Raw genomic sequence first — 25,108 nt, forward strand, 5'->3', positions numbered from 1 at the left:
TCCATCCTAGGCCAAAGCCTCGGCCGCGAAGGGTTGGCGCATGGCGGCCAGGCTGCGAAGCTTGTCGACCAGCGCCTGGCAATCGCTGCGATCATAGCTCCATATCCTGGGGTTGCGCGACAGAACGCGCTCCTTCAACGTGCTGAAGCGGCGCTCCTCCATCTTGCCGATGGCGGCTTCGAGCGCGTCGGGTGAGGCTTCGGGCAACAGAATGCCGATGCCTTGCCGGCCGAGGAACCGCCCAGTTTCCGTGTTGGCCATCGAGATCGGCACCGCGCCGAAACGACAGCCTTCATAGAGTCGGTTGGGCAGCAGCCATTCGGAATTCTGGCCCGCCTCGAAGAAATCGATCGCCCAGGAGAAATGCACGTCCCGGTAGATCGCCGCCATGTCCTCCGGGTTGCGGTAGGGTCCGCGAAACGAAAGCCAGGGCTCGGCCTCGACGAAGGCGTGGAAATCCGGGAATTCGGTCAACGCCGGGCGGCCGCGCAGCACGATCTCGAACCGGCCATCGGCGCGGCGCGAGAAATCGGCCAGGAGTTCGAGCGAGCGGCGGCAGCGCAATGCCCCGAACCAGCCGATGCGCCAGGGTGGCGCGACAGGCGCCTCGGCCATCTCATGCTCGGCCGGCAGGATCGCCGCTGCCTCGAAATATTTGTTTTCGACCAGTTCGACCGGCGCCGTCACCTGGCCGAACGGTTCGAAATAATTGGCGGTGAACGCGGGCGAACTGGTCACCAGCAGCCTTACGTCCCTGGCAAGGTAACGTTCCGTGGCCCGCAGCGCCTTGCCGACCGCATCGCTGCGAAGCATCAGGCGATGGATGTCGAGGCATTCATAGACGATCGGCACCGCGGCGCCGAATGCCGTGTTGGCGCGGCGGGCGAGCGCCAGCATTTCCAGGTTGCGCGCGATGATGAGATCGGGCCTCGGCATGCCGCGGAGCCTGGTGCCGATCGAAACCGCCACCTTGGCGACTGCCGTCAGGCGCTGGGCGAATCGCCCGTCACGCGTCGCGCCGAGATCCAGCGGCCGCAAACCCTCGACGTCGGCAATGCGATTTGCCGTGCGGCGGAAGCCTGCGAGCGTGACCTGGGCGCCACCTGCCCTGAGCATTGTAATCCGCCGGCGCACTGCCGGGTCGGAAACGTCATGCACAAGGTACAAGACATTCAGCATGAAAACTCGACCGCTGTTGGCCCACCCACGGCGAACCTAGTACAGGTCTTGCTGCATCGCAACATTTTTGGTGCAGCGTAGCAAAATCCACGTTTTTTGTTGCACTGCAAAATAAATGCCGTAATTTGGCCGCGGCGGCGGTTGCAGGGTTCCTGTCGGAACCTGCACAAGAATCAGGAATCCTGAATTTGGAAGCCAATCCATTCGATCCGCCAGAAGGCTCGCTGCGCAAATCGGTCGGGCGTGGCGCGGTCGTGACGGCCTTGTCGCAGTCCGTGCGGGTCGCCACGCAGATCATTTCCGTCATCGTGCTGTCGCGTCTCCTGTTGCCGCAGGATTTCGGCGTCGTGGCGATGTGCGCGCCGGTGCTGGCCTTCATCGCGCTGTTCCAGGATTTCGGCCTCACCCAGGCGACCATCCAGAAATCGGGCATACGGCACGACGAGGTGAACTACCTGTTCTGGATCAATGTCGCCGTCAGCGCCATCCTGGCCTGCGTGCTTGCCGGCGCGGCACCGCTGGTCGCCGCCTTCTACGGCGAACCGCGTGTGGCTGGCCTGGTGGCGGCGCTGGGCCTGCAGATCATGGCCTACGGCCTCGGTGCGCAGCATCTGGCGCTCCTGACCCGCCGCATGCAGTTCGGCCGCCTGGCCATCATCGATGTCGCAGGCGCCGTGGCTGGTCTTGCCGTGTCGATCGCCTGGACCTTCATCGACCGCTCCTACTGGGCACTTTTCGCCGGCACCTTGACCGGAGCCGTGCTGCCGACGCTGTGCTACTGGGCCAGTTCGCGCTGGCGGCCCAGCCTGCCGCGCAAGGTCGCCGGGATCAGCGAGCTGATCAATTTCGGCGCCGGCATAACCGGCTTCAACTTCGCCAATTTCTTCGCCCGCAATCTCGACAACGTGCTGATCGGAAAATACTGGGGCGAGGCGCAGCTCGGCCTCTATGACCGTGCCTACAAGCTGCTCCTGTTCCCGCTGAGCCAGATCACGAACCCGCTGTCGAAGGTGATGGTGCCGGCTCTTTCCAGGCTGAAGGACGAGCCCGACCGCTACCGCAGCGCCTATCTTCGCGTCATGCCGCTGATCCTGCTGGTGGCGCTTCCCGGCGTCGCTTTCGCCACCGCCATGTCCGACATACTCATCCCCTTCGTGCTCGGTGAGCAATGGCGCGCAAGCGCCTCGATTTTCCTGGCGCTGGGCTTCGCCGGGCTGCTGCAGCCGCTCAACAATCCGGCCGGATGGCTGTTCGTCAGCCAGGGCCGCTCCGGCGACTTCATGCGCTGGGGCATCATCACGGCGGTGACGTCGGTGCTCGCTTTCCTGCTGGGCCTGCCTTATGGCGCGCTCGGCGTGGCGATCGCCTATGCCGTCAGCGAATATCTGCGCACGCCTTTCCTGTGGCTCTATGTCGGCAGGAGCGGGCCGCTGCGGGCAAGCCACGTGCTTCGCGCGGCGACGCCGTTCGTGCTCGGCGCGCATGTGGCGCTGGCGGTGGTCTGGTTGGTCAAGCCGCTGCTGCCGCAGCAGCATGTCATTGCCTTGGCCAGCGGCGCGATCCTTGCCTATCTCATCACCATCGTCATCGCGCTGGCCTTCGCAGCCGGCCGTGAAGCCTTGCGCGAGGCCTTGAAAATGCTGCCGGCAAGGCCGCCGGCGGCAGCACCGCGCGAGGCGCAATAATTTTGGCGCTTTCGACCCTTACCGTTCACCCGAGCATCAGGCCTGATCCATGCATTACCGATCGATCTCAGACATGAACGACGCGATCGTGAGCAACCTTCACCGGTTGCCGCGCGACATCGACCTGGTGGTCGGCGTCCCCAGAAGCGGGGTGCTGGCAGCGACGCTGGTCAGTCTCGCGGCGAACATACCGATGACCGACCTGGACTCCTTCCTCGAGGGTCGCGTCTACACATCGGGCATCACCAAGCGCCGTGCGGTGCTCGACCGCAAGGTCGCGGAAATGCGCAAGGTGCTGGTGATCGACGACAGCGTCTCCGGCGGCAACGCCATGCGCGACGCCCGCGCCCGCATAGAGGGTGCCGGCATCGAGGCAGACTACACCTTTGCCGCCGTGTTCGGGCTTGAGCCGCAGCATGCCGAGACCGATGTCGTCTTCGAGGTCGTGCCGCATCCGCGCATGTTCCAGTGGAACTTCATGCATCACAAATTCCTGGCGCAATGCTGCGTCGACATAGACGGGGTGCTGTGCCTCGATCCGACCGAGGCGGAAAACGACGACGGTCCGGCCTACGAGAAATTCCTCAGCGAAGCGCGGCCGCTCCATACCGCGACCCGCAAGATCGGCTGGCTGGTGACCAGCCGGCTGGAGAAATACCGCGCGCTGACCGAGGCCTGGCTGGCCAAGCACGAGATCAAGTACGATCATCTGATCATGCTCGACCTGCCGAGCAAGGCGGAGCGTCAGCGGCTTGGCGCGCATGGCAGTTTCAAGGCCGAATTCTACCGAAAATCCGATGCCATCCTGTTCATCGAGAGCGAGCACGAGCAGGCGCTGAGGATCACCGAGCTGTCGGGCAAACCGGTGCTGTGCGTCGAAACGCACATGGTCAGCTTTCCCAACGCGCTGTCGCTCCCGGCGCTCGGCCAGGCGGCGCGCAACCTGCCGGCCAGGTTGCGACAGGCCAAGTCACAGGAAGGGCGCAAGGGCGCCGCCAAGGCCCTTGCCCGCGCCCTGCTCGGCGCCCGCGGCTACGAGACGCTGAAAAGCCGGGTCAAGCGCCTGGCCTGATCCGCCAAGGCTGCGAATCCAGATTAACGGGTTCCTTCGGAGTGTTCGCCGGCGCGCCGGTCGAGAAGCATCAAACGAAAAACCCGCCTGTGCGGCGGGCCTCCGGCGCAACTCAGCACCATGACCGAAAATCTACCATAGCTGCCTTCACCCTGTCAAGAAAAAATTCCTATTCCAGGGCTGCCGGGTCCGGTGCCAGCCTGAGCCTTGGCTACGCCGCCTGTCGCGAACGCTGCTGCGTGGCCTTGTCCAGTATGGAAAAGAAGGTGAGGAACTGGCGGTCAGGATCGAGCTCCGGACGCTCGGAGAAGCTGCGCGCCGTGGCCGAGAGCCGGTCATATTCCTGGCGGTCGTTCCACAGCAGCCTGACAGCCGCGACCCAGTCGGCGAGCGGAGCTTCGTAATCGAGCACCACGCCGCCTGGTCCGATCGCTTCGGGCAGGCCGCCGCGCCGCGAGCCAATGACGGGAATGCCGCTGCAATGGGCTTCCGAGGCCACACGGCCCCAGGCCTCTTCCCATTTGCTGGGCGCCAGCAGGATCCTGGTGCGGCCATAGACGGTCTTCATGTCGCCGGTGCGGTTCTCCAGCCTGATGTTGGAGAACGGGGCGATGGTCTGCTCGATGCGGGCGCGATGATCCTCGGCGAGCTTCCAGCTCTCCACGAACAGAAACGGAATCTCGGGGCAGGCGCCGGCGATGCGCACGGCGAGCTCGAAGCCTTTCTCCTCGTACGGGTTGATCAAGGTGACGAACTGGCCCGTGGTCGGCGTGCTGTAGAGGGCGGCATTGATGGTCGGCGGCAGCACCGCCGCATCGATGCCGAACTTCTGTTTGTAGGCGCGCGCGGTGAATTGCGAATTGGCGATGTAGAGCGCCGAATGCAGCTCGCGCAGATCGCCGCCCAGCTCATGGAACTCGACGTTCCTGAGATAGACGACCAGCGGCACGCCTTCGGCCTGCAGCGCCTTGCCCACCGGAACCGACTTGTGGCACTGGACGACGGCCACGTCCGGCTTCAATCTGCGGACGGCAAAGTCGGCCGCCTTCCAGGGAAACCAAGCCCGCACCACCGGATAGCCGGGAAAACTGTCGATGACCGCCGGCTGACGCAGCAGCTTCATCTTGGCGCGCGCCTTGAAGCCGAAGACACCGTCGCCGAACAGGGCGGCCAGTACGGCCGCCTCATGGCCGTGCTCGATCAACTGTTCCGCCAGATGATGGGTGCTCGACTGGACGCCGCCGCTGAATTCGGGCGTGTATCCGTTGCCGCCTGCAAAAAGAACTTTCATGGTCCTGGCTCCTGGTTCTTTCGCGTTTCGTTCAATGTGGCCCGAGAGCTTGCTCCGGCACCGCCTCAGGCACTCTGTTGCTCGAGATTGGCGAACGGATTGGTGCATGGCTGCCATCCGGTGAACCGTATCGGATCGCCCGGCGAACTGCGCCAGGCGTAGTCGGTCAGCATGTGGAATTCGGCGATCAGCCAGCGGTCGAAATGCAGGAGGTCCTGCTTCTTCTGCTCCGGCAGCAGAGCGCGGGCTTTGCCCAGCCTTGTCTCCTCGAGCAAGGTGACGGCGTCGCTGAGTTTCTTGCTCGGGAATATCCATGGGTTCCTGTCGCGGAACGCCAGGACGAACTGCTGCAAATGCTCGATGCGCATGTTGAGCTTGCCGAAATATTTCTCGAGCGTGACGCGCACCAGATCCTCATCCGAAAACGAGGACACTGCCGCGTAGGCAATGCCGGTCGATACCACCCCGCCCGCCATGACGGCCAGTGCGGAGCGTCGCGAGATCTCTATCATCTGGTTTGCTCCTCTCACGCCATCCGGCTCGCCGCCCGCAGGGACAGCGCTGCCGCGGTCAGGCTCGGATTGGCGCATGAACAGCTCGGATATGTGCTGGTGCCGACCACGACCAGGTTCCTGAGCTGGTGATGAATCATGCCGCTGTCGACCACCGAATCGGCCGGGCCCGTTCCCATCCGGAGCGTACCCTGGACATGCGATTCGGTTGGCCGGATGCCGCGATCGAAAAGCTGTTCGACCGGTAGCGGGGCGAGCAGCCCGGGCAGTTTCTCCAGCGCCCGCGCCATGCCCTTGACCGCGTAGTCCGACGGCGCCTTGAAGCTGACGAAGGCGTTGTCGTTCTCGTCGAGCGTGACGAAATTTTCATGGTCGAGCAGGTTCTCGGTCACCACGACAAGGGGCAGCGCCTGGCGCAGCCGCCCTTTCTCGGCGCGCATGCCGTGTTGCCAGCGGTTCTCGAAATAGACCAGCGCCGCGGCGTGCTCGGACCGGTGCGGACCGTCATAGAGACCGAAATTCAAGCCGGTGGTGATGGTGCTGCCGTCGAAATTGTCGACACCGTCGAGATAGACCTCGAAATTCCAGCCATAGGATTCATGCAGGCCGCGGCCGACGAATTCGCCTCCCAGGCCGGAGCGCAGCATGATCGCGGCGCTCTGGATGGCATTGGCGCCGAGAATGAAGAGGTCGCCGCTGACCTGATATTCCTTGCCGGCGTGGACGAAGGTGACCGAGCGGACCGTCCCGCCGACATGATCGAGCCTGCGCACTTCCGAACCGAGGCAGACCGACACGTCGGGATGCTCGAAGACATGCATCAGGCCATTGTTGGCGGTGAACTTGGCGTCGACCGGGCATAGCCAGCATCTGAGGTTGGCGCAGCACGAGGTGCGCTGCGCGGTCGGCACGCGGGCGCGCGCGGTGGGCATAACGAAATGCTGGCCTGGCTGCGCCGCCTTCATCATCCGGTCGGGCGTCGACATGCGGTGCGGCGGCTGCGGAAAGGGCTTCGAGCGCGGCAGCATCGCCGCCATGTCGGGATCGCCCGAGATCGACATGATGTCTTCGGCGTCGCAATAGAACGGCTCGACGTCGTCATAGCTGATCGGCCAGTCATTGCCGATGCCGTAAGTGCTTTTCAGCCTGAAATCGTTGGGATGGAACCTCGGCGTCTGCGCGAACCAGCAATTGGTGCCGCCGCCCAGCCCGATCGTGTAGTTCCAGGGCTTGTCGGAATTGGTCTTGTAGGTCGACTCGTCCTCGATGTCGGTGTTGACGTTCTGCTTGAGCTGCCATTCATGCGTGTTGTGGCGGCCCCATTCCAGGAGCAGGATGCGCGCCTTACGCCGCTTCGTGAATTCGTGCAGGAAGAAGGCCGAACCGAAACCGGAACCGATGGCGACAACGTCGAAGTGGTCCTTGGTGATCTGCTCCGGCTTTACGTCCAGCACCATCAGCCGCAACTCCTTTCCGGGTCTTGTGCGTTCGTCATGGCAAGCACACCGGCCGGCCGCGGCGATCCCACATTGGATTGCCCAAACCCGGTCTCATGCCGCCATCCTGCCGATCGAGTGATATTCGATGCCGTGGCGGGCGATGACCTTGGGATCATAGAGGTTGCGGCCGTCGAAGATGATCGGCGTGGTCAGCGCGTCCTTCAGCGCGTCGAAGGACGGCGCGCGAAAACTCTTCCACTCGGTGGCGATCAGCAGCGCATCGGCGCCGCGCAGCGCCGCTTCCTTGGTGCCGCACAGAAGCAGGTCGTCGCGCAGCCCATAGATGGCTTGGCATTCCTGCATCGCCTCGGGATCATAGGCCTGCACGGTGGCGCCGACGTTCCAGAGTGCCTCCATCAGCGTGCGGGCGGGCGCCTCGCGCATGTCGTCGGTGTTGGGCTTGAAAGCCAGGCCCCAGAGCGCGAAGGTCTTGCCCTTGAGGTTGCCCTTGAAATAGCGGTTCACCTTGTCGAACAGCACGGACTTCTGCTCGTTGTTGCGCTCCTCGACGGCGCGCAGCAGCTTGGCGTCGAACTTGACGCCTTCGGCGGTCTTGATCAGGGCGCGCACGTCCTTGGGAAAGCAGGAGCCGCCATAGCCGAGGCCCGGATAAATGAAGTGGTAGCCGATGCGCGGATCGCTGCCGATGCCCTTGCGCACCTCCTCGATGTCGGCGCCGAGCTGTTCGGCCAGATTCGCCATTTCGTTCATGAAGCTGATCTTGGTGGCGAGCATGCAATTGGCCGCGTATTTGGTGAATTCGGCGCTGCGCACATCCATCACGATCATCTTCTCGTGGTTGCGGTTGAAGGGGGCGTAGAGCTCACGCATCACCGCCTCGGTGTCCTCGCTCGATGTGCCGACGATGATGCGGTCCGGCCTCATGCAATCGGCGACGGCGGACCCTTCCTTGAGGAATTCCGGATTGGAAGCGACGTCGAAGGTCAGGTCCTCGCGGCCTCTTTTCTTCAGCGTTTCGGCGATCCTGGCCTTGATCTTCTCGCAGGTGCCGACCGGCACGGTCGACTTGCCGACGACGATCTTGGGCGCATCCATTTCCCGGCCGATCGCCTCGGCGACCGCCAGCACATATTTGAGATCGGCCGAGCCATCCTCGCCGGGAGGCGTGCCGACCGCGATCATCTGGATTTCACCATGCCTGACGGCGGCGGCCGCGTCGGTGGTGAACTTGATGCGGCCGGCGGCATGGTTCTCCCTCACGATGCTTTCCAGGCCCGGCTCGAAAATCGGGACGAGACCTTGATTGAGCCGCTCGACCTTGTTCGCGTCGATGTCGACGCAGACGACCTGGTGGCCCACTTCGGCAAGCACAGCAGCCTGCACGAGACCGACATAGCCGATACCAAACACCGTCAAATTCATTCTGTTTTGTTCCTGTCCAGGGCAGCGGACCGTGTTCGGCCCGGCCGGTTCAAATCGACTTTTCCAATAGGTTCTATTTTACGCTGCATGCCAGCGATTCCGGAAACTGGCAGGGTTCGCCCTGCGCGGTGAAGGCGACGCGCTCGATCTGCAGCGAAAGCTTGCGTCCGGGATCGGCGAATGCGCCCAACCATCCGGTCATCGTATCGCTGCCCCAGAGGCTGAAGAAGATCTTCTGAGCATGGCTGGGCAGCTTTGCCGGATCGGTGATGGTGTTCACCAGTTGGCCGTTGACGTACCAGCGCAAACTGTCCTTCTGCCAGACGAAGGCGTAGTCGTTGAAGGCCTTTTCCGTGCCGCCCGGCACGTCGACCAGCTTCTCGTTCTTGCCCTTGCCGGCGATGTAGGCATTGACCTGCACCTTGGACGTGTCCTTGGTCAGGATCTCGAAGTCGATCTCGTCCCAGGGCTGCTTGTCCGACGGGCCGATATAGGAGAAGAAAGCCGCGTTGAGGCCGGGACCGGTGTCGGTTTTCATGCGCGCCTCGTAGGTGCCGTAGCCGAATCGCTGCTTGGTCTGGATTTCGCCGCAAGCGTAGTCGCGATCCTTCGTCTTCTGCTTCTCGAAACCCAATGACAGCACGCCGTCCGCCAGGCTGACCTGCCCCTTCGCCCAGGTGCAATTCTGATGGCCGCCATTCGTCCAGCCATCGGAGACATACCAGCGCTGGCGGTTGAAGCTGGTGAAATCATCGACGAATGAGGGCGCCGACTTCAGATCCTGCGACCAGGATGGCGCCGGCCCGGCGAACAGGCCAGCGAGAGCGGCCAGCGCGACCAGGGCAGCCCTGCGTCCGGTGGAACCGCCCGGGCGGGCTTGCCTGGCCTGGCGCGTTGACGATATGCCGCGAACTGCGACGGTGAACGTGGTTCTCGGATCCGCATTCATACGAAACTCAACCTTTGCGCTGTGCATCCCCAACCCAAAGTAGCCATTCGAGCCGTTGCCAAACGGCGCTTTCTTTCTCTCGTCAGCCCCTCCCCAAGCTGCCTTCTCGCCTCGCGCCAAATCCACCCTTCAGCCTTCACCCTCTGCCGGCGCCTGCCGGTTTGGCGAGCCCCTCGCTGGCCGTCATATCGGACGACCCGTCCTCATCGAAAACCATATCCAGCGAATGACGAAGCTCCCGGACCATGCCGTTCTGGCGCGACAGCGCCGCGATGCGGCGCTCGCAATTCAGGATCGACGTCGTCAATTCATCGACCTCGGCGGAACGGCGCGCAGACGCCGAGCCGTTCTCCATGGCCTCGACCAGAAAGGCGGCGTTGGTGGCCGTCGCCTTGTAGCGATTCTCCAGCCCGTTTCGCTCGGCCTCGATCTCGGCCGCGATCTGCTCGAACAGCTTCGCCAGGCGGTCGAGGCGCGAGATGTCGGTCTGGCGGTCGCGGGCCGGATTCCTTGATCTGAAGCCGAATATCGAGGCCATGCGTTCAAAGTCCTGTGGTGGTCCGACCGTCGGCCGGGCCCCTTACCGGTTCAATATCGGGCAGTCCGATCGGAGGCCGGTTCATTGGCCATCCTAATTGCTGCACCGCAACATAGACTGCCATCCTCCGGCCGGCTAGGCAACCACCCAATTCGTAAACTCATAAATCCGCCGGAAATGCTTTGCGCGACGGGCTGGCAAGAGCGCGGCCGGAGGCCCGCATTCAAGGCTGCTTGCCCGTGCTGGTGCCGGCCATGAGAAAACGCATTGGCGGCACATGTTGACGACGGGAGGCAAATCCGACGCGGCGAAACAGCGCCTCGAGCTTGTCGGACGCCACGCCCTGGACGATGGGAACCAGGTTGGATTGGCTTGCGAAGGCATAGGCCGCGGCCGACGCCAGGCCCCGCTCGGCCTTGACGTCGAGGAAATTGCGCAGCCGGTATTTGTCGCGCACGTGGCGCTCGTGGCGGCGCAGCACCGCTTTGGAACCCTCAGGCAGGCTGTCGATCGCCAGCAGCGCCAGGTCGGCGTCGGCAAGACGCTTCAGGTCCTGGGTCTTGTGGCGGCCGCTCAGCGAATCGGCCCGCACGATGGCGCCGTAACCGCAGGAGCGGATGACCTTGAAGCGCGCGCCGCTGGCGACCGCGCGCGCGTAGAGTTCGTAATCCTCGCCCAGACGCAAGCTCTCGTCATAGCGCAAGCCGTGCCTGTCGAGAAAAGCGCGGCTGATCACCGGCTTGAGGAAACCGAGTTCGCCTCTGCGCACGTTGCGCCTGGAGATGTTGCCTTCGACGAAGCGCTCCAGGTCGAGGAATTCCGGCTCGGCCGCGAACTGCGGTGCGACGATCTGGGTGACATCGCTCAAGGCGTCGTCCCTGATGAGCATGATGTTGTCGGCCGCGAAATCCCAGTCCGCGCCGGCAAACAGATTGTGAAATCTGCCCGCGAGAAAGAAGTCGTCGGCGTCCAGAATGGCGATGAATGGCGATTGCGAGGCGGCGATGGCGGCGTTGCGGGCGAAGGAGGGGCCGCGATTGACGTCGAGACGGATCACCGCGAGCCGGTCGCTGCCGTCATCGGCGGCGCGGGCGACTTGGGCCGTGTCATCGGTGGAGGCGTCATCGACGACGACGACTTCGGCCACTTCCGGTTCGCGCAGCGCGGACGCGATGGCGACCGCGATTGTTCGCGCCGCGTTTCGGGCCGCGATGATCACGCAGACCTTTGATTTTGTCATCGACATGAATTTGCCTCTTGCACAGGTTCCATTCTGCCCTCGCCCTGTACGTGTTCGATGCCCGACAGGCTTCCCGTCACGGGCTGCCCTGCCGTTCGAAGATGCGGCGGCTGATGTCGGCCGATGCCGCCCAGCCGGCTTCCGCCAGATAGCGGACCGGCGCACGACCGCACAACTCCCACAGCACGGTGCGCCGCTGCGGCCATCGCAGGGATGACAGCCATGGCGCGATGACCATGTTGAGCAGATCCTCATTGCCGATGCGCGACAGCATCCGCGCGGCGCGCTGCGACAAGAGCGTGTCGGCGCCGCCGAGGAGCACGTCGGCGGCGCGCAGGCCAAGCAGCAGCGTGTCGTCCAGCCCCTGCGCCGCGGCGGCGTCGAGCAGGCGCTGCTGCTCGGCTTCGTCCAAGCGGTCGGCGCTGGCGCGCACGTCGCAGACGTAACCGGCGCAGGGTTCCCGGTTAAAAAGCGCCTTGGCGACGCTGATGCAGGACAACAGCAGAGTGTCGGCCACCGATGTGAACGGCACCTCGACGCCGGTGATCTCGACCTGCCGTTTGCGCCGCAGGAAGCCATCCGCGTCGCGCGGGCTGGGCGAGCCGGGTTGCTGGAGCCGATAATGCAGGTCGACGGTGGACTGCGTCGGCCCGTCGCCGCGGATCATGTGCTGTTCGCCGAGGAAACGGACCCACCAGACGGAGCGCGACTTGCCGGCGATCTCGTAGCCGATCGAGCGGAGCGCCTCGCGCGCCCTGAAAAACCCGCCCGGCGCCACCAATATGTCGACATCGCCCGAAGGCTTCATGAAATGGTCGTCGTAAAGCAGATGCTGCTGGAAGGGACCTTTCAGGAAAACGAAATCGATCTGCCTGTCGCGCAGCGCCGCCTGGATCGCCATCGAATCCATGATGCAGGACGCGTTCATCGAAACGGTCTTCCGGCGGTAGGCGTCGAGCCATTGGGAGAGCTGGGCCGGCGGCCCGTTCGCGGGTGCGCTCGACAGCACCTTGAGGATAAAGGTCGCGACCTTGTTCAACCTGGCTATGTCGGTGACATTGGTTACGGAGAGGCCGGAGGCATCGCCGGGCGCGGCGCCGGATCGCGCCGCGAAGAACAGCCGCAGACAGGCCTGCACATAGGCGATCTCGCTGGCGCAATCGGCGGCGCGCAGTCGCTCATATGAACGTTCGGTCAGGGCCATCGGGCGCACGGTTCTCCAGAAGCGATCGGCGCGACGCCTATGCTGCAGGTGCGAAGCAAGCATCGCCAAAAACTTTTGCGCCGTCCAGTTTTTCCTTTTGCAGCGCAAAAATCCGGCCCCGACGTTTATCGAAACCGGCTCGGGCGAACGATGAGGAGAACTGCTGGACCCCAGGGGACGAGTGGCCTTTTCGGCGTTCCGTAGCAAACCTACCGGGAGACCCGGCGCTAGGGCATTATTGTCGCCATGCCTTGAAGTGACAGGGCTTATAAAGTTTATATATGCAAATCAATTTCTTATGCTGACCTAGTGCATTAGGCCCATATGCAGGGATCTCGAGGCGATGAAGGCCAAAGCTTGAGATCGTTACTCACGACTGTGTCTGCGCGCGCAGTCCATAATTGATTAATGCGCGGTAAATCAGGCTTGACTCATAAATGCTGCCATGCAGCTATTGCATCGCAGCATGAAAGTGCCGCCGGCAATCGACAGGCCGTTTCCAGTCCTTGATGGAGTGTAAAATGGAACAGAATGTTGAAAAGCAGGAGTACGAAACGCCCAGCCTGACGGTTCATGGTTCGATTGAAACCATCACTCAGGGCGGTGGCGGCAACACGGCGCTCGACGCAGCATTTCCTGCGCACACGCCGATTGGCGACCTGACGTTCTCCTGAACCTGTCCTGATTCTGGAGGGACACGTTGGGCCTCTGGAATCCAAGAACCATAAAGGGAGTCGGGGTGAAAATCCCGGCCTCTCTTCATTGCCTGACCCGGCTTTTCTTCATCGCCAGAATTGTCGACACGCATTGCGGACAGTGTGTAGCAAACGAGGTTTTCGGATGAACTGGAACCCATCTGACCACGATCGCGTAAGTGCGACCAAGGAAGCGGTTGCCTGCGAATTCGGCAATGGCCTGGCGCTTCTCAACCTGAAATCCAACATCTACTACAGCCTCAACGGGGTAGGCACGTTCATCTGGGAGCTGATTCAGGAGCCGAAACCAATTGCCGAAATCCGCCGGGCCGTGCTCGCGCGCTATGATGTCGACGCCGAGCGCTGCAGGGCCGATGTCGACGCGCTGTTGAAAGGTCTGGCCGATAGCGGACTTGCGAGGCTGCATCATGAGGAACCTGTCTAGGCAGGTTCCGCAAAAGCGGGTCACGGTTTTGCGGCAAGAACCTGCGACGGAGAAAAGTCCCGACCAGACGAAGCACCGGCGGCGTCGGCTTCGAGCTCTCTCCCTGAGTGGCCCGGAAATGCTGTTCCTCTGCCGCTGCCTGCTGGTGGTCGCGGCCGTTCGCCTGGGGCTGACCCTGTTCTCCTACAACCGCCTTCGCGGCATCGTCACCCGGCTGGAGGCGCGTGAATGCGCCAGCACGGGAGAGCTGCGCCGTGTCGCCTGGGGCGTTGCCGCCGCGGCCCGCCTGGTGCCGCGCGCAAGCTGCCTCACCCAGGCGCTCGCCGGCCAGTACATTCTCGCCCGCCAGGGCAACGCCTCGAAGATCCGCATCGGCATCGAGCGCGACACCGGCCGGCAGCTGAAGGCGCATGCCTGGCTGATCAGCGGCAACCATGTCGTCCTTGGCGGCTCGATAGACAGGTTTGTCCCTCTCGTCGACTATGGTCAATGACTGATGAGCGGCGTGGCCGGTATCCTGCACGGGCACGAGGCGCCGGAGTCCGCAGCCGATATCCAGCGCATGCTGGCCCGCATGCGTCATCGCGCCGGCGACGGCAGTTCGTGGTGGACCGACAAGGCTGTCGCGCTCGGCCACGCCTGGCTCAACACGACCGATGAAGCCGGCCCCGGCCCGCTGACGATGGCGGGCGGCAAACTGGCCGTCACCGCGGATTGCCGCCTGGACAATCGCGACGAGCTGACGGCACGGCTCGGCGTCCGCGACGCATCGGTTGCCGACGCCGTGCTCCTGATGTGGGCCTATCTGCGCTGGGGCGAAGCCTGTCCCGTGCACCTGCAAGGCGACTTCGCCTTCGCCATCTGGGATGCCGAGCGGCAGGTGCTGTTTTGCGCGCGCGATCATTTCGGCGTCAAACCGTTCTACTATCACGCGGACGGGCAGCGCTTTGTCTTTGCCTCCGAGATCGGCCCGATCCTTGGCGTCACCGGGGCCGGCGCCCGCCTCAGCGAACATCAGATCTCGGGTTTCCTGGCAGGGCTGCCAGACGATCCGCAAGCGACGCCTTATACCGATATTTTCCGCCTGCCGGCGCGCCACAGCCTCACTGTGACGGGGCAGCGCGTGACGCTGCAGCGATACTGGCAGATCGAGCCGTCGTCGCGGCCTATGCGCCCGGACGCCGCCGAGGAATTCGCCCACCTCTTCTCGCAGTCCGTGCGCAACCGCATGCGCGGAAGCGCGGCGGTCGGGGCCATGCTGAGCGGCGGCCTGGACTCCTCTTCGATCGCCTGCGTGGCGGGCCGGCAAAACCTGTCCGAGGGAAAGCCGAGGCTGCCCACCTTTTCGCTGGTTTTCGAACGCGGTTCGGCGATGGACGAAACCCCCTTCATAGACGCGGTGCTGGAACAAGGGCGCGTCGACGGCACGCTGATCCCGGTCGGCAACTACGCGCCGTTCGCGGAATTCGAACGGGTGCTGGAAGAGCAGGAAGGAACGTTCCTGGCGCCGGGCCTTACGCTCACCCGGGAGGTATACAGGACGGCGGGCGCCAAAGGCGTCAAGGTGCTTCTCGACGGCCATGGCGGGGACGAAGTCGTATCGCAGGGGCACGGCCATCTGCACGAGCTTGCCAACGCAGGCAAGTGGCTGGAGCTGTGGCGCGAGATCCGCAGCGCTTCCAACACCTATGGCGACGGCATGCTCGGCATGTATTTCCAGTTCCTGACCATCTACGGGCCTGCCTGGCGCGTGGCCAGGCTCAGGCACGCCGCGAACCGGCTCCTGCACAGGCTGCGAAAGCCGGCCCAGGGCGGAAGCTGGCGCGACCTGATCAATGCCGATCTTGCCGGCCGCACCGAGCTCATCGAGCGGGTTCACCGAGCCGGCTACAAGCCGCCCGACGTCAGCGCCAGCGAGGCGCTGACCCACCGCTGGATTCTTTCCAACGGCTATGTGCCGCATGCTTTCGAAGTCCTCGACAAGGCGGCCGCCAATTTCGGCGTCGAACCTCGTTATCCCTTCTGGGACAAGCCGCTGGTCGAGTTCTGCCTGGCATTGCCGGGCGAGGAGAAGCTCAGCCGCGGTTTTGGCCGCTACGTGCTGCGCCGCGCCATGCAAGACGTGCTGCCGGCGGCGGTCCAGTGGCGGCGCGACAAGATCGATTTCACCGGCAATCTCGTCAACGGCATGCTGCGCAACCACCGCGACCTCCTGGAACAGGTGCTCGGCCCGGACGCCGGCCGCATCGAACCCTACATAAACCTGCCGGCCGTGAAGGCTGCCTATGCCCGGCTGCTCAGTCGGCCCGACCGGCCGGCGCCGCTCGATGTCCAGTATGTCTGGCGCTCGGCGTCGCTGTCGCTGTGGCTGCGGCAGGTGCAGCGCGCCGGGAGTGCCGCATGACGCCGTTGAACGAGCCGCTGGCCCTCCGCCCGCGCGCGCAAGGCTGGCCGCGCGGACAGCGCCGTTTTTATCGGGCCTACGGCCTGACCATCGCTTCCGAGGTGACATTGCCAGAACTGGAGCCGGCCGAACCCGCAGCGGCGGATATCGTGATCAGTGTCGGCGCGATCGATATGCCGAAGCCTTCGCCCGAGGCCGCGACCATTTTCCGCTTCGAACCGGATCGGCAATATCTGGCATGGCACGCCGTCGCCGCGTTCCTGATCAGCGACGCCTGCCGCATCGAGGTCGAGCCGGCGCCCGGCATCGACGACGCACTGATCGCGTTCCCGCTGCTGGGACCGGTGATGGCGCTCATCCTGCACCAGCGGGGCCTGCTCGTGCTGCATGCCAGCGCCGTCGCGATTGCCGGCAAAAGCGCCATCTTCATGGGCGACAAGGGCGCCGGAAAATCGACGACGGCAAGCGCCATGATCCGTGCCGGACACGAACTGCTTACCGATGACGTCGTGGCGCTCGATCTCAGCCATCCGGACGAGCCGATGATCGTGCCGGGTTTTCCCCAGATCAAGCTGGCGGCCGACGCCGCTGCCGCGATTTCGCTTGAAGGGGCACAAGTGCGGCCGCAGGTGCATCCGGCCATCAACAAGGCCCAGCACCGCTTGCAGAGTGCCTTTTCGCGCGACAGGGTTCCGGCGACCCGCATCTACATTCTCGAGCGCGGCCGAAAGGCTGAGATCTCGCCCATGCCTGGCATCGCCGCTTTGCCGGCCGTGATCAGATTTTCATATGTCACGCGTTTCGGCCGCGCCGCCCTGGTCGGCGATTTCGCGGCGGCGCATCTCGGGCATTGCGCACGGCTCGCCGATCGCGTCGGCGTGTGCAGGCTCGAAGTGCCGACGGGGCTCGACAGGATCGGCGAGGTCGTGAGCCTCGTCGAGCATGACCTGATGGCCGGACAGGGATAGCAGGAACAGGGATAGCAGGAGATGTCGAAATCATCGCTCCTTCGCCCGTCATTGTTTCGGGAAATCGCCGGGTTCGGCGCCGTTATCGCCCAGATAGGCGGGCGGCGGGCCTGGACGGCGCTGCTCTTCCTGATCCTGGGCAGCCTGACCGAAGGCATCTCCATCCTGTTGCTGGTTCCGCTGTTGCAGCTGGTCGGACGCTCCGGCCAGGACTTCGCGATCAAGCTGCCCGACAATGATTTCATGCGTTGGCTGGTGCCGGACGGCACGCTGAAGCTGACCACGATGCTGTGCATGCTGGTGGCGCTGGTCGCGCTGCAGGCCGCCTTCAACCGCTTCAAGTCGGTCTACATGGCCAGGCTTCTCTTCGATTTCATCAACCGCCTGCGCATGAACCTGTTCGAAAGCATCGGCAAGGCACGGTGGGGCGTCTTCACGCGCATGCGCGGCTCCGACCTCGACCATGCGCTGACCGGGGACATAGACCGCGTCCAGGGCGCGGCCTTCTCGCTGCTGATGCTGGTGCAGATCGCCGTGCTTCTGGCCGGCTATCTCGTGATCTCCATGTTCATTTCGCCGGTCATGACGCTGTTCGCCGTGGTCATTGGCATCCTGATGTTCCTCGCGCTGCGGCCATTCCGGTCGCGGGCGACCGCCTTTGGCCAGGTCCTGACCACCAACCGGCAGGATCAATACCGGACGGTCTCGGAATTCCTCGGCGGCATCAAGGTGGCCAAGAGCCTGAACATCGAGGCGACCTATTTCGCGCAGTTGCAGGCGACACTCGAAAGGATGAAGGCCGACAACATCGCCTATGTGCGCAACAGCTCGACCGGCACCGCCCTGTTCCAGGTGGCGAGCGTGATCGGCTTGAGCCTGTTCATCTATGTGGCGCTGGTTCGCTTCGACCTCTCACTGGCCGAGATCGTGGTGCTGCTGCTGGTCTTCATGCGCATCGCGCCGCGCTTCATGGACATGCAGACGCAAGCGCAGCAGGTCCTGATCAACCTGCCCGCCTATGCCGCGATGCGCAGCCTGCAGATGCGTTTCGACGCCGAGCGGGAACCTGGCCATGCCGGGATCGAGGACGCTCGAAAGCTGTCGCTCGATTTCGGACTGAATGTTCGCGGCGTCTCCTTCGCCTACGAGGACGGCGCCGCCAAGACGGTGGTGAGCGACATCACCTTCGGCCTTCCGGCCGGCAAGGTCACCGCCCTTATCGGCCCTTCGGGATCAGGCAAGAGCACGATCGCCGACATGCTGCTCGGCCTGCTCGAGCCGACAGCCGGCACGATCCTCGTCGATGGCGTCGAGATCGACGCCGCCAATCGCCGGGGCTGGCGCGACCAGGTCGCCTACGTGCCGCAGGACGTGTTTCTCCTGCACGACACGATCGCGGCGAACCTGCGCCTGGCCGCACAGCAAGCAAGCGACGATGAACTGTGGGCCGCATTGCGATCGGCCCATGCGGCCGAATTCGTCGAACGGCTCGACCTCAAGCTCGAAACGGTGGTCGGCGACCGCGGCGTGCGGTTGTCGGGCGGCGAACGCCAGCGGATCGCGCTGGCGCGCGCCTTGCTGCGCAAGCCGTCGCTGCTCATCCTCGATGAGGCGACCAGCGCGCTCGACTGGCAAAACCAGGCGCTGATCGCGCAATCGATCGACGGGCTGCGCGGCTCGATGACGATCCTGACCATCGCGCACCGGCCATCGATGATCGCCTTCGCCGACTGGGTGGTGGCGATGGAAAACGGCCGTGTCGTCGAGGCCGGGCAATATCGGCGGCTGAAGGCGAAAGCAGGAAGCCGGTTGTCCCGGATGCTTTCGGGCGAACAATCTCAGTCCGAACCCGCCGACGTGGCCTGAGGCCAGCCCGGTCTGGGTCAGTGAAGGCTTCGCCCGGCGCCGCCGAGCTTTTCACCCTCGGCCACCTCGGCCGAACTCAGCTTTCTTTCGGCCTCGCGTGTCCTGTCGGCCGGCGTCGGCGCGCTTTTGACGATCATGGCATAGACGAGCACGAAGTAGCCCGCCTGGATGACCACGGCACAGATGATGACGCGCAGCAGCGTCGTGCCTATTGAAGCGCCGCCCAGCCATGACCAGCCAACGACGATCGCAAGAGCGAAAATCATCCCAACGATGAATTTTGGAAGCGACATACCCAACAGCCCACAAACCGGCCCGGGTATATTCCAATCATTGCCCCACCCGAGCGTCGTCCCTTGTCATGCGGGCTTGTTAAGTCGCCCGCTCCCGGCCGGTTGCTTCCGGCCTTTCAACCTGTCGCCACTTTGACAGGTATAATTTGCAATTCTATTAAGGCGAGCAAAAGGCCGCAAGGGCAACTGCATTTATTTTTAGGTGAGCTTTTGCGCTCGACTCGCTCATGCTGCAACGCACACGACGGGATTACGCGCAACTTCGGCTCTTTGGTGTTTTTCAGTAGAATCTACAATATTGAATAGTATTTTATATGAATACCACCGAATATCGTGCCGCGCTAAAGCACCAACGAGCTCCATTCAAGGGCATAAAGAACGCCCCGCCTAGAAGTTGCCCCAAAAGCGCCTCTATTTTTCCGGCTATGCCCATTTATTGTCATAAATGTGCTAAATATTCCGAAATTTGTGCAGGGCACGCTTATTATTTAGTCAATTCATGACGTGACTATTTCAAAGGTGCGGGAAATTGTGTGTTGCGCTGCAACATTTTTTTGATATCGTGCCGTAAACCATCCGGTCAACGCATGGAGTTTTGGCATGAGGGATGTTGCCAAGTCGGCCACAGCGGAGTTTTCGCAGGCTGGCGTCGATTTTCCACCGCCGATCGGCGGCCTTATCAAGCGCAGTTTCGATATTGCCGGTTCACTGGCCGCCCTGATCGCTCTCAGCCCGCTGTTCGTCATGATAGCGCTGCTCGTCAAATTCTCCGATGGCGGATCGATTTTTTACGGTCACCGGCGAATCGGGCGTGGCGGACGGGTTTTCCCTTGTCTCAAGTTCCGCACCATGGTGCCGGACGGCGAAAGGGTGCTGGCTGCCTATCTGGCGGCCAATCCGGAAGCCAAGGCGGAATGGATAGCCACCCGCAAGCTGAAGAACGATCCGCGAGTCACCCGGGTCGGCGCGGTCCTGAGGAAACTCAGTCTCGATGAGTTGCCGCAGGTCATCAACATCCTTCAGGGCGACATGAGCCTTGTCGGACCTCGCCCGGTCGTGCGCGACGAACTGGAGATCTATGGCAGCGCCGCCGTGTATTACCTGAAGTCCCGCCCCGGCCTGACCGGCCTGTGGCAGGTCAGCGGCCGCAACGACGTCTCCTATGACAGCCGCGTCGCGTTCGATCGCCACTATGTCGAGAATTGGTCACTTTTTGAGGATATTCGCATCATCATCAAGACAGTTCCGGCTGTCTGGATGTCGCGCGGCTGCTACTGAGCGGTCGCGAACCGGATCGCACGCGGGAGATTTCTCCCGGCAGGCATCGGGCGCAGGCTCATCGGGCTGGTGGGGCCAAAGCGGATCGGAACATTCAGTTGAAGATAGACATGTTCGAAGTTTTTTGCAGCGGCCCGCATTCGGGCCGCTCGCGGCGTTTGCGGCTCGTGGCCAGCTGCCTGGCCCTGTCGCTCGCCCTGCCTCGGATCGCCCTTGCCGACGAGTACCATCTCGGATCGCAAGACAAGCTCACCATCCGTATCGCGGAGTGGCAGACCGTCGAAGGCACGTTCCGCGACTGGTCGGCGGTGAATGGCGTATACACGGTCGGGCCGGCCGGAATGCTGTCGGTGCCTTTCGTCGGCGAGCTGCCGGCATCCGGCAAGACAACGGCCGAAGTCGCGGCGGCGATCGGCGAGGCGCTGCAGCACAAGCTCGCCTTGTCGGACCGGCCCGAGGCATCGGTCGAAATGGCGCAGTTCCGGCCGTTCTATATTTCGGGCGAGGTGCAGAACCCCGGCCAATTCCCCTATGTGCCCGATCTTACGGTGCTGAAGGCGGTCAGCATCGCGGGCGGCATCCGGCGAAGCGCCGACTACGGCCCGCAGCTCGGCAAGGACCTGGTCACCGCCAAAGGCAATTTCGACATATATGACGATCAGCGCGTTCGACTGATCGTCAAGCGCGCGCGCATCGATGCCGACCTTGCGGGCAAGTCCAGCTTCGACGTGCCGAAGGAGGTCGAGGGCGATCCGAGACTGCAAGCCATCGTCGCGGACGAGATGACGATCCTCACGGCTGACCAGAAGGCGCTGAAGCTGAAGCTCGAGGCGCTCAGCGACCTGAAAGGGGTCCTGCAGGCCGAGATCGAATCGCTGCAGAAGAAGATCGTCAACCAGCAGAAGCAGGTCGACCTGGCGCAGCAGCAACTCACCAGCATCGGTCCGCTGGCCCAGAAAGGCCTGGTCGCCAACGCAAGACTGTTGGATTCGCAGCAGTCCGTCACCGACCTTCAGGGCAAGATCCTGGACTACGAAACGGCCATCCTCACCGCCAAGCAAGCGATCAGCAAGGCAACGCAGGATGCCATCGATGCCCAGAACACGCTGAGCTCGAGCCTCGCCGCCGACCGGCAGCAGACCGAAGCCGACCTGAACGAGGCCGCGCTGAGGGTCAACATGCAGAAAGGATTGATGGCCCAGGCCACCGATCCCGCCACCGTGGCCGCCAGCGCAACCAACGAAGAGCCCACCCTGATCTATTCACTGCTGCGCGCTGCCGACGGCAAGACGAGCGAGATTGCGGTCAAGGAAGACACCCCCGTGTTGCCGGGCGATGTGATCAAGGTCAAGCTGGCGCCAATGCCCAGCCAGTAAGTGGTCGAACGGCCGGAGATAAGAGCAGCTCACCGTTCACGAAAACGGTGAGCTGCTCTATCCCTTTGTTTTTGCGCAATTCCGGACGGAAAGCGCTGCGCGCTCTTCCCGGTACACACTTTTCCTGAAATCACCCTGGAGCGGGCGGCGTTTGAGCGAATCGCCAGCGCTCTATCGCCTTGTCTTGACGCAAGCCCAACAGGAAACCGATCCGCACTCATCGAGCCGCGTCGATGCCAGGCTCCGGCCCGCTCCAGCCTTTGGCGGCATTCGCCTCCTCGATCCTTGCCGCAGACAGGCGAGGACGGGCAACGGGCAGTCGCGCCAGCTTGAAGAAGCTGAAATACATCAGGAAGGACCCTATGATGTAGGGGTTGAGGATCTCGACCTCGACGAAGGAGCGGATCAGGAGCAGCACCATGACGCCGGCCAGAACGACCGAATCCGCCCGCCATGTTCCGAACGCGACCGCCGAGACATGGCCGTAAAGCGTGCGCAGGATGACCAGCGAAACCAGCGTCGCCCCGACGAAGCCGAGTTCGACAAGGGCTTCGATGTAGGTATTGTGGAAGTGGAAGCCGGTGCGGGTGGTGATGTAGAACTCGTTCCAGAGGCGCTCGGCCTCGGCAAAACCCTGGACCCAGTACGCGGCATAGCCGACGCCGAGCATGGGCGCCCTCTGCGCGGCGTTCCAGCCCTGCTCCCACAGATAGGTGCGCCCGGTGAGCGTCGAATCCTTGCCGAACAGGCCGAGGACGAAGTCCATGAGGCCGAGATTCAGCGCCACAAGGATAGCGACGACCAGCATGCCTGTGCCGACCAGGAAGATCACCCGGCGGTAGCGTCGCGACAGCACCTTGCTCATGGCAAGCAGCATCACCAGCGCCAGCACCGCCGGTGTCGAGGCCATCGAGGTGGCCGAATGCGAGATGACCAGCAGATAGGCCGACAAAAGCACCACCGGCACGGTCAGGAACAGGCTCAGCCGGCCGTGCCTGAGGAAGGCGATGAAGACGACGCTGAAATAGATGCCGAGCGAGGCGACGAAGCCGATCTGGTTCTTTGAGGCGAAGGCGCCGACGAAATTATAGGTGCCGTCGAGGACGTCCTCGGAATAGGCCCCGACCTTGAGAGAGTAGAGCAGGACGACGAATATGCCGACCAGGGCGCCTATTGTCAGGGTCCGCACACTGACGGCTCGCGCCGCGACATAGGCGCAGGCGATGTGGGAGAAGTACTGGACGGCCGTTCTCGCGGTGATGCCGGGAGCGTCCGACCAGAAGACGGAGAAGCATACATAGGCCGCGAACGACAATGGCAGCCAGGCGCTGGACAGATGCCGCAGGAACCGCCTGTAGTCGACCATGATGAGGGGCAGCCACACCGCATAGTAGGCCAGGATCAGCACCTGGCCGAATATGACGGAGTAGGAGAATGCCCAGACCGAGACGGCAACGGCAAAACTGCCGTAGACCGAGTTCCTCTCGGGATCGACCAGCAAGGACTTTGGAATCTTCATCTCAGGTTCTCGCCGAGCCTACCCCGGACCGCCGCGTAATCGGCAGGCATCTCCGTAAGAAGGGTGCAATCGACGGCATCTCCATTGTGCAGTGCAATATAACCTATCGCGCCGCGCGCTCAATGGCAAATGCGGTCACCTTGTCTTACAGCCAGGCGAGCGCCGAGAGATCAGGTCCCGGACACGCCCGGACGGGATCGGACTTCTCTTTCCATTGCCGGCCTCTCCATCGAGGCCGCAACCAGCCGTGCGCGCTACCAAAGTGCTCCGCCGGTGACCTGTATGTTTTCCATGGTGATGCCCTTGGCCATATCAGAGCAGAGGAACACGGCCAGCGCCGCGATCTCCTGCGGCTGGAGGATGCGCTGCTGCGGGTTGCCCCTGGCGATCTCGGCCATCGCGTCCTCGGCCGTGCGGCCCTTGCCCTCGCGCTCGACGACCTGCGCCACGTTGCGGCGCATCAGTTCGGTCTCGACCCAGGTCGGGCTGATCATGACGCAGGTGACGCCATGCGCCGCCCCTTCGAGCGCCACGCAACGGGTGAGGCCGAGGAGACCGGCCTTGGAGGCGCAGTAAGCGGGATTGTCCTTCCAGCCGACCGAGGCGGCGGTCGAGCCGATGTTGACGATGCGGCCCCAGCCGCGCTCGATCATGCCGGGCAGCACAGCGCGGGTGGCGCGGAAGGCGCCGGTGAGATTGGTGTCGACGATCTTGTCCCACAGCGCGTCGGAATGGCCGCAGACCGGCTGCTCGGCCGTGGTGCCGGCGGCGTTGACCAGGATGTCGACAGGACCCACCGCCGCCTCGGCGTCGGCCGCGAAACGGTTCGTCACGCCGCTGTCGCGCACATCGAGATGGGCGGCGTAAATCCTCGTTCCATGCGCGCCGAGAGCCGAACGCACGCGCTCTATCTCGTCGGCGCCGGGATAGTAGGCGGCGTCGGATCTCTCCACGCCGCCAGGTGCGACATAGGAGCCGACGGCGACATTGGCGCCGGCCTGCGCCAATGTCGTGGCAATCGCCAGGCCCATTCCGGAGAAGCCACCGGTGACGATTGCGCCGCGGCCGGAAAGGTTTGTCATCGGGCATGGCCTCCGCGCGGCACGGGACGGTCCATCAGTCCCGAGAGTATCTGAACTTCATAGGCCAACATAACCTTCGGAGCCGGTGACGAAACTTGTGTCCTTGCCATCAGCTTTCCTTGTCCATCGGCTCCAGCGGCTCCAGCGGCTTGCCCAGCCAATCGCGGTAGAAACCTTCCAGGTCGGGTTCGAAATCATGGACGATGGGATAACCCGGCGCCGCGGCCTCGACCTCGTGCAGCGTGCCGCATTGCGGACAGATGAACTCGCGGATTTCCATCCATTCGGGATCCGGCAGGTCGCTGTTGGGATAGATCTCGCGCAGCGCCTCCTCGCTGTCGCGCACGATGATCGAAGCCTTCAGCTTCCAGTTCTTGCGGTAGTCGCCGAAGGAATGGCCGCATTCGCAACGGGTTACCCGCTCATCGCCGCTCTGGCAGATGAAGAGGTGGTCGCCAACAGGGAGCAGTATCGGATCGCTCCAGCCGACACGGTCCTGCAAAACCGCGACATATTTGAAGAACCGGTCGTCGTCCTTGTAGGCGCTCATGACGCGGCGCGTCTGCGGCCAAGGCAGGGTGCCCGCGACCAGATCGGCGATGACTTCCTTGCTGTATGAGGTCATGGTCC

23 protein-coding genes are annotated in these 25,108 nt (G+C 63.3%); 10 read left to right on the plus strand and 13 right to left on the minus strand.

The features are described from left to right. Positions 1-6: 6 nt before the first annotated feature. Positions 7-1,179 carry a glycosyltransferase family 4 protein gene (locus FJ426_RS02100; protein WP_140559750.1) on the minus strand — a complete coding sequence of 391 codons (1,173 nt, stop codon included), beginning with the start codon at positions 1,177-1,179 and terminating at the stop codon, positions 7-9. A 188-nt stretch (positions 1,180-1,367) separates the two neighbouring features. Here FJ426_RS02100 and FJ426_RS02105 point away from each other — a divergent pair, with 188 nt between their 5' ends. Together FJ426_RS02105 and FJ426_RS02110 are read left to right on the plus strand one after the other, a co-directional pair. Continuing rightward, a complete protein-coding gene (locus FJ426_RS02105; RefSeq protein ID WP_140559751.1) occupies positions 1,368-2,864 on the plus strand; it encodes a lipopolysaccharide biosynthesis protein in 1,497 nt (498 codons plus the stop codon). 49 nt (positions 2,865-2,913) lie between these two features. Beyond that, a complete protein-coding gene (locus FJ426_RS02110; RefSeq protein WP_140497171.1) occupies positions 2,914-3,936 on the plus strand; it encodes a phosphoribosyltransferase family protein in 1,023 nt (340 codons plus the stop codon). Between the two features lie 211 nt (positions 3,937-4,147). Here the strand turns inward: FJ426_RS02110 and FJ426_RS02115 are convergent, their stop codons facing one another. The 8 genes from FJ426_RS02115 to FJ426_RS02150 all read right to left on the minus strand — a co-directional run bounded on the left by FJ426_RS02115 (position 4,148) and on the right by FJ426_RS02150 (position 12,552). Beyond that, positions 4,148-5,227: a glycosyltransferase gene (locus FJ426_RS02115; protein WP_140559752.1), complete on the minus strand. Its 1,080-nt coding sequence runs from the start codon at positions 5,225-5,227 to the stop codon at positions 4,148-4,150. A 65-nt stretch (positions 5,228-5,292) separates the two neighbouring features. Further along, positions 5,293-5,739 carry a hypothetical protein gene (locus FJ426_RS02120; RefSeq protein WP_140497175.1) on the minus strand — a complete coding sequence of 149 codons (447 nt, stop codon included), beginning with the start codon at positions 5,737-5,739 and terminating at the stop codon, positions 5,293-5,295. 14 nt (positions 5,740-5,753) lie between these two features. Further along, on the minus strand, positions 5,754-7,196 hold the full coding sequence (locus FJ426_RS02125; protein WP_140559753.1) for a GMC family oxidoreductase: 1,443 nt from the start codon (positions 7,194-7,196) through the stop codon (positions 5,754-5,756). Between the two features lie 93 nt (positions 7,197-7,289). Further along, positions 7,290-8,621 (minus strand): UDP-glucose/GDP-mannose dehydrogenase family protein, encoded by a 1,332-nt coding sequence (locus FJ426_RS02130; RefSeq protein WP_140497179.1) that lies wholly within the window; start codon positions 8,619-8,621, stop codon positions 7,290-7,292. A 73-nt stretch (positions 8,622-8,694) separates the two neighbouring features. Beyond that, positions 8,695-9,570, minus strand: a complete 876-nt coding sequence (locus FJ426_RS02135) for a family 16 glycosylhydrolase (protein ID WP_140497181.1) — start codon at positions 9,568-9,570, stop codon at positions 8,695-8,697. Between the two features lie 136 nt (positions 9,571-9,706). Next, on the minus strand, positions 9,707-10,108 hold the full coding sequence (locus tag FJ426_RS02140; protein WP_140512927.1) for a hypothetical protein: 402 nt from the start codon (positions 10,106-10,108) through the stop codon (positions 9,707-9,709). Between the two features lie 223 nt (positions 10,109-10,331). Next, complete coding sequence (locus FJ426_RS02145) at positions 10,332-11,354, minus strand: glycosyltransferase (RefSeq protein WP_140559754.1); 1,023 nt, start codon at positions 11,352-11,354, stop codon at positions 10,332-10,334. 70 nt (positions 11,355-11,424) lie between these two features. Beyond that, complete coding sequence (locus FJ426_RS02150) at positions 11,425-12,552, minus strand: nucleotidyltransferase family protein (protein WP_140497187.1); 1,128 nt, start codon at positions 12,550-12,552, stop codon at positions 11,425-11,427. 521 nt (positions 12,553-13,073) lie between these two features. Here FJ426_RS02150 and FJ426_RS02155 point away from each other — a divergent pair. The 6 genes from FJ426_RS02155 to FJ426_RS02180 all read left to right on the plus strand — a co-directional run bounded on the left by FJ426_RS02155 (position 13,074) and on the right by FJ426_RS02180 (position 18,930). Next, positions 13,074-13,226 (plus strand): lasso peptide, encoded by a 153-nt coding sequence (locus FJ426_RS02155; RefSeq protein ID WP_140497189.1) that lies wholly within the window; start codon positions 13,074-13,076, stop codon positions 13,224-13,226. A gap of 166 nt (positions 13,227-13,392) precedes the next feature. Beyond that, complete coding sequence (locus FJ426_RS02160; RefSeq protein ID WP_140497191.1) at positions 13,393-13,692, plus strand: PqqD family protein; 300 nt, start codon at positions 13,393-13,395, stop codon at positions 13,690-13,692. A gap of 118 nt (positions 13,693-13,810) precedes the next feature. Next, the gene (locus tag FJ426_RS02165; protein ID WP_224618327.1) at positions 13,811-14,185 is read left to right on the plus strand and encodes a lasso peptide biosynthesis B2 protein; all 375 of its coding nucleotides are present in this window, start codon (positions 13,811-13,813) and stop codon (positions 14,183-14,185) included. Between the two features lie 3 nt (positions 14,186-14,188). Then, positions 14,189-16,096, plus strand: coding sequence for a lasso peptide isopeptide bond-forming cyclase (locus FJ426_RS02170; protein WP_140559755.1), 1,908 nt, complete (start codon positions 14,189-14,191; stop codon positions 16,094-16,096). Next, positions 16,093-17,064: a serine kinase gene (locus FJ426_RS02175; RefSeq protein ID WP_140559756.1), complete on the plus strand. Its 972-nt coding sequence runs from the start codon at positions 16,093-16,095 to the stop codon at positions 17,062-17,064. The genes FJ426_RS02170 and FJ426_RS02175 overlap by 4 nt, the downstream gene beginning before the upstream one ends. Before the next feature lie 21 nt (positions 17,065-17,085). Beyond that, positions 17,086-18,930, plus strand: coding sequence for an ABC transporter ATP-binding protein (locus FJ426_RS02180; protein ID WP_140559757.1), 1,845 nt, complete (start codon positions 17,086-17,088; stop codon positions 18,928-18,930). A gap of 17 nt (positions 18,931-18,947) precedes the next feature. Here the strand turns inward: FJ426_RS02180 and FJ426_RS02185 are convergent, their stop codons facing one another. Further along, entirely contained in the window at positions 18,948-19,223 is a 276-nt protein-coding gene (locus tag FJ426_RS02185; protein WP_140512914.1) for an exopolysaccharide production repressor exox, read from the minus strand. A gap of 600 nt (positions 19,224-19,823) precedes the next feature. Here FJ426_RS02185 and FJ426_RS02190 point away from each other — a divergent pair. Beyond that, positions 19,824-20,501 (plus strand): sugar transferase, encoded by a 678-nt coding sequence (locus FJ426_RS02190; protein WP_140497203.1) that lies wholly within the window; start codon positions 19,824-19,826, stop codon positions 20,499-20,501. A 110-nt stretch (positions 20,502-20,611) separates the two neighbouring features. After that, positions 20,612-21,877: a polysaccharide biosynthesis/export family protein gene (locus FJ426_RS02195; RefSeq protein WP_181165291.1), complete on the plus strand. Its 1,266-nt coding sequence runs from the start codon at positions 20,612-20,614 to the stop codon at positions 21,875-21,877. A 217-nt stretch (positions 21,878-22,094) separates the two neighbouring features. On the opposite strand, the gene FJ426_RS02200 is transcribed toward FJ426_RS02195, so the two are convergent. From FJ426_RS02200 to FJ426_RS02210, 3 genes are all read right to left on the minus strand, one after another. After that, a complete protein-coding gene (locus FJ426_RS02200) occupies positions 22,095-23,396 on the minus strand; it encodes an O-antigen ligase (protein ID WP_140824719.1) in 1,302 nt (433 codons plus the stop codon). Positions 23,397-23,650: 254 nt separating this feature from the next. Further along, on the minus strand, positions 23,651-24,478 hold the full coding sequence (locus FJ426_RS02205) for an SDR family NAD(P)-dependent oxidoreductase (RefSeq protein ID WP_140559760.1): 828 nt from the start codon (positions 24,476-24,478) through the stop codon (positions 23,651-23,653). A gap of 109 nt (positions 24,479-24,587) precedes the next feature. Continuing rightward, entirely contained in the window at positions 24,588-25,103 is a 516-nt protein-coding gene (locus FJ426_RS02210; protein WP_140512904.1) for an acetone carboxylase subunit gamma, read from the minus strand. Positions 25,104-25,108 lie beyond the last annotated feature (5 nt).

The organism is Mesorhizobium sp. B2-6-4, from assembly GCF_006441495.1.
Lineage (GTDB): Bacteria > Pseudomonadota > Alphaproteobacteria > Rhizobiales > Rhizobiaceae > Mesorhizobium.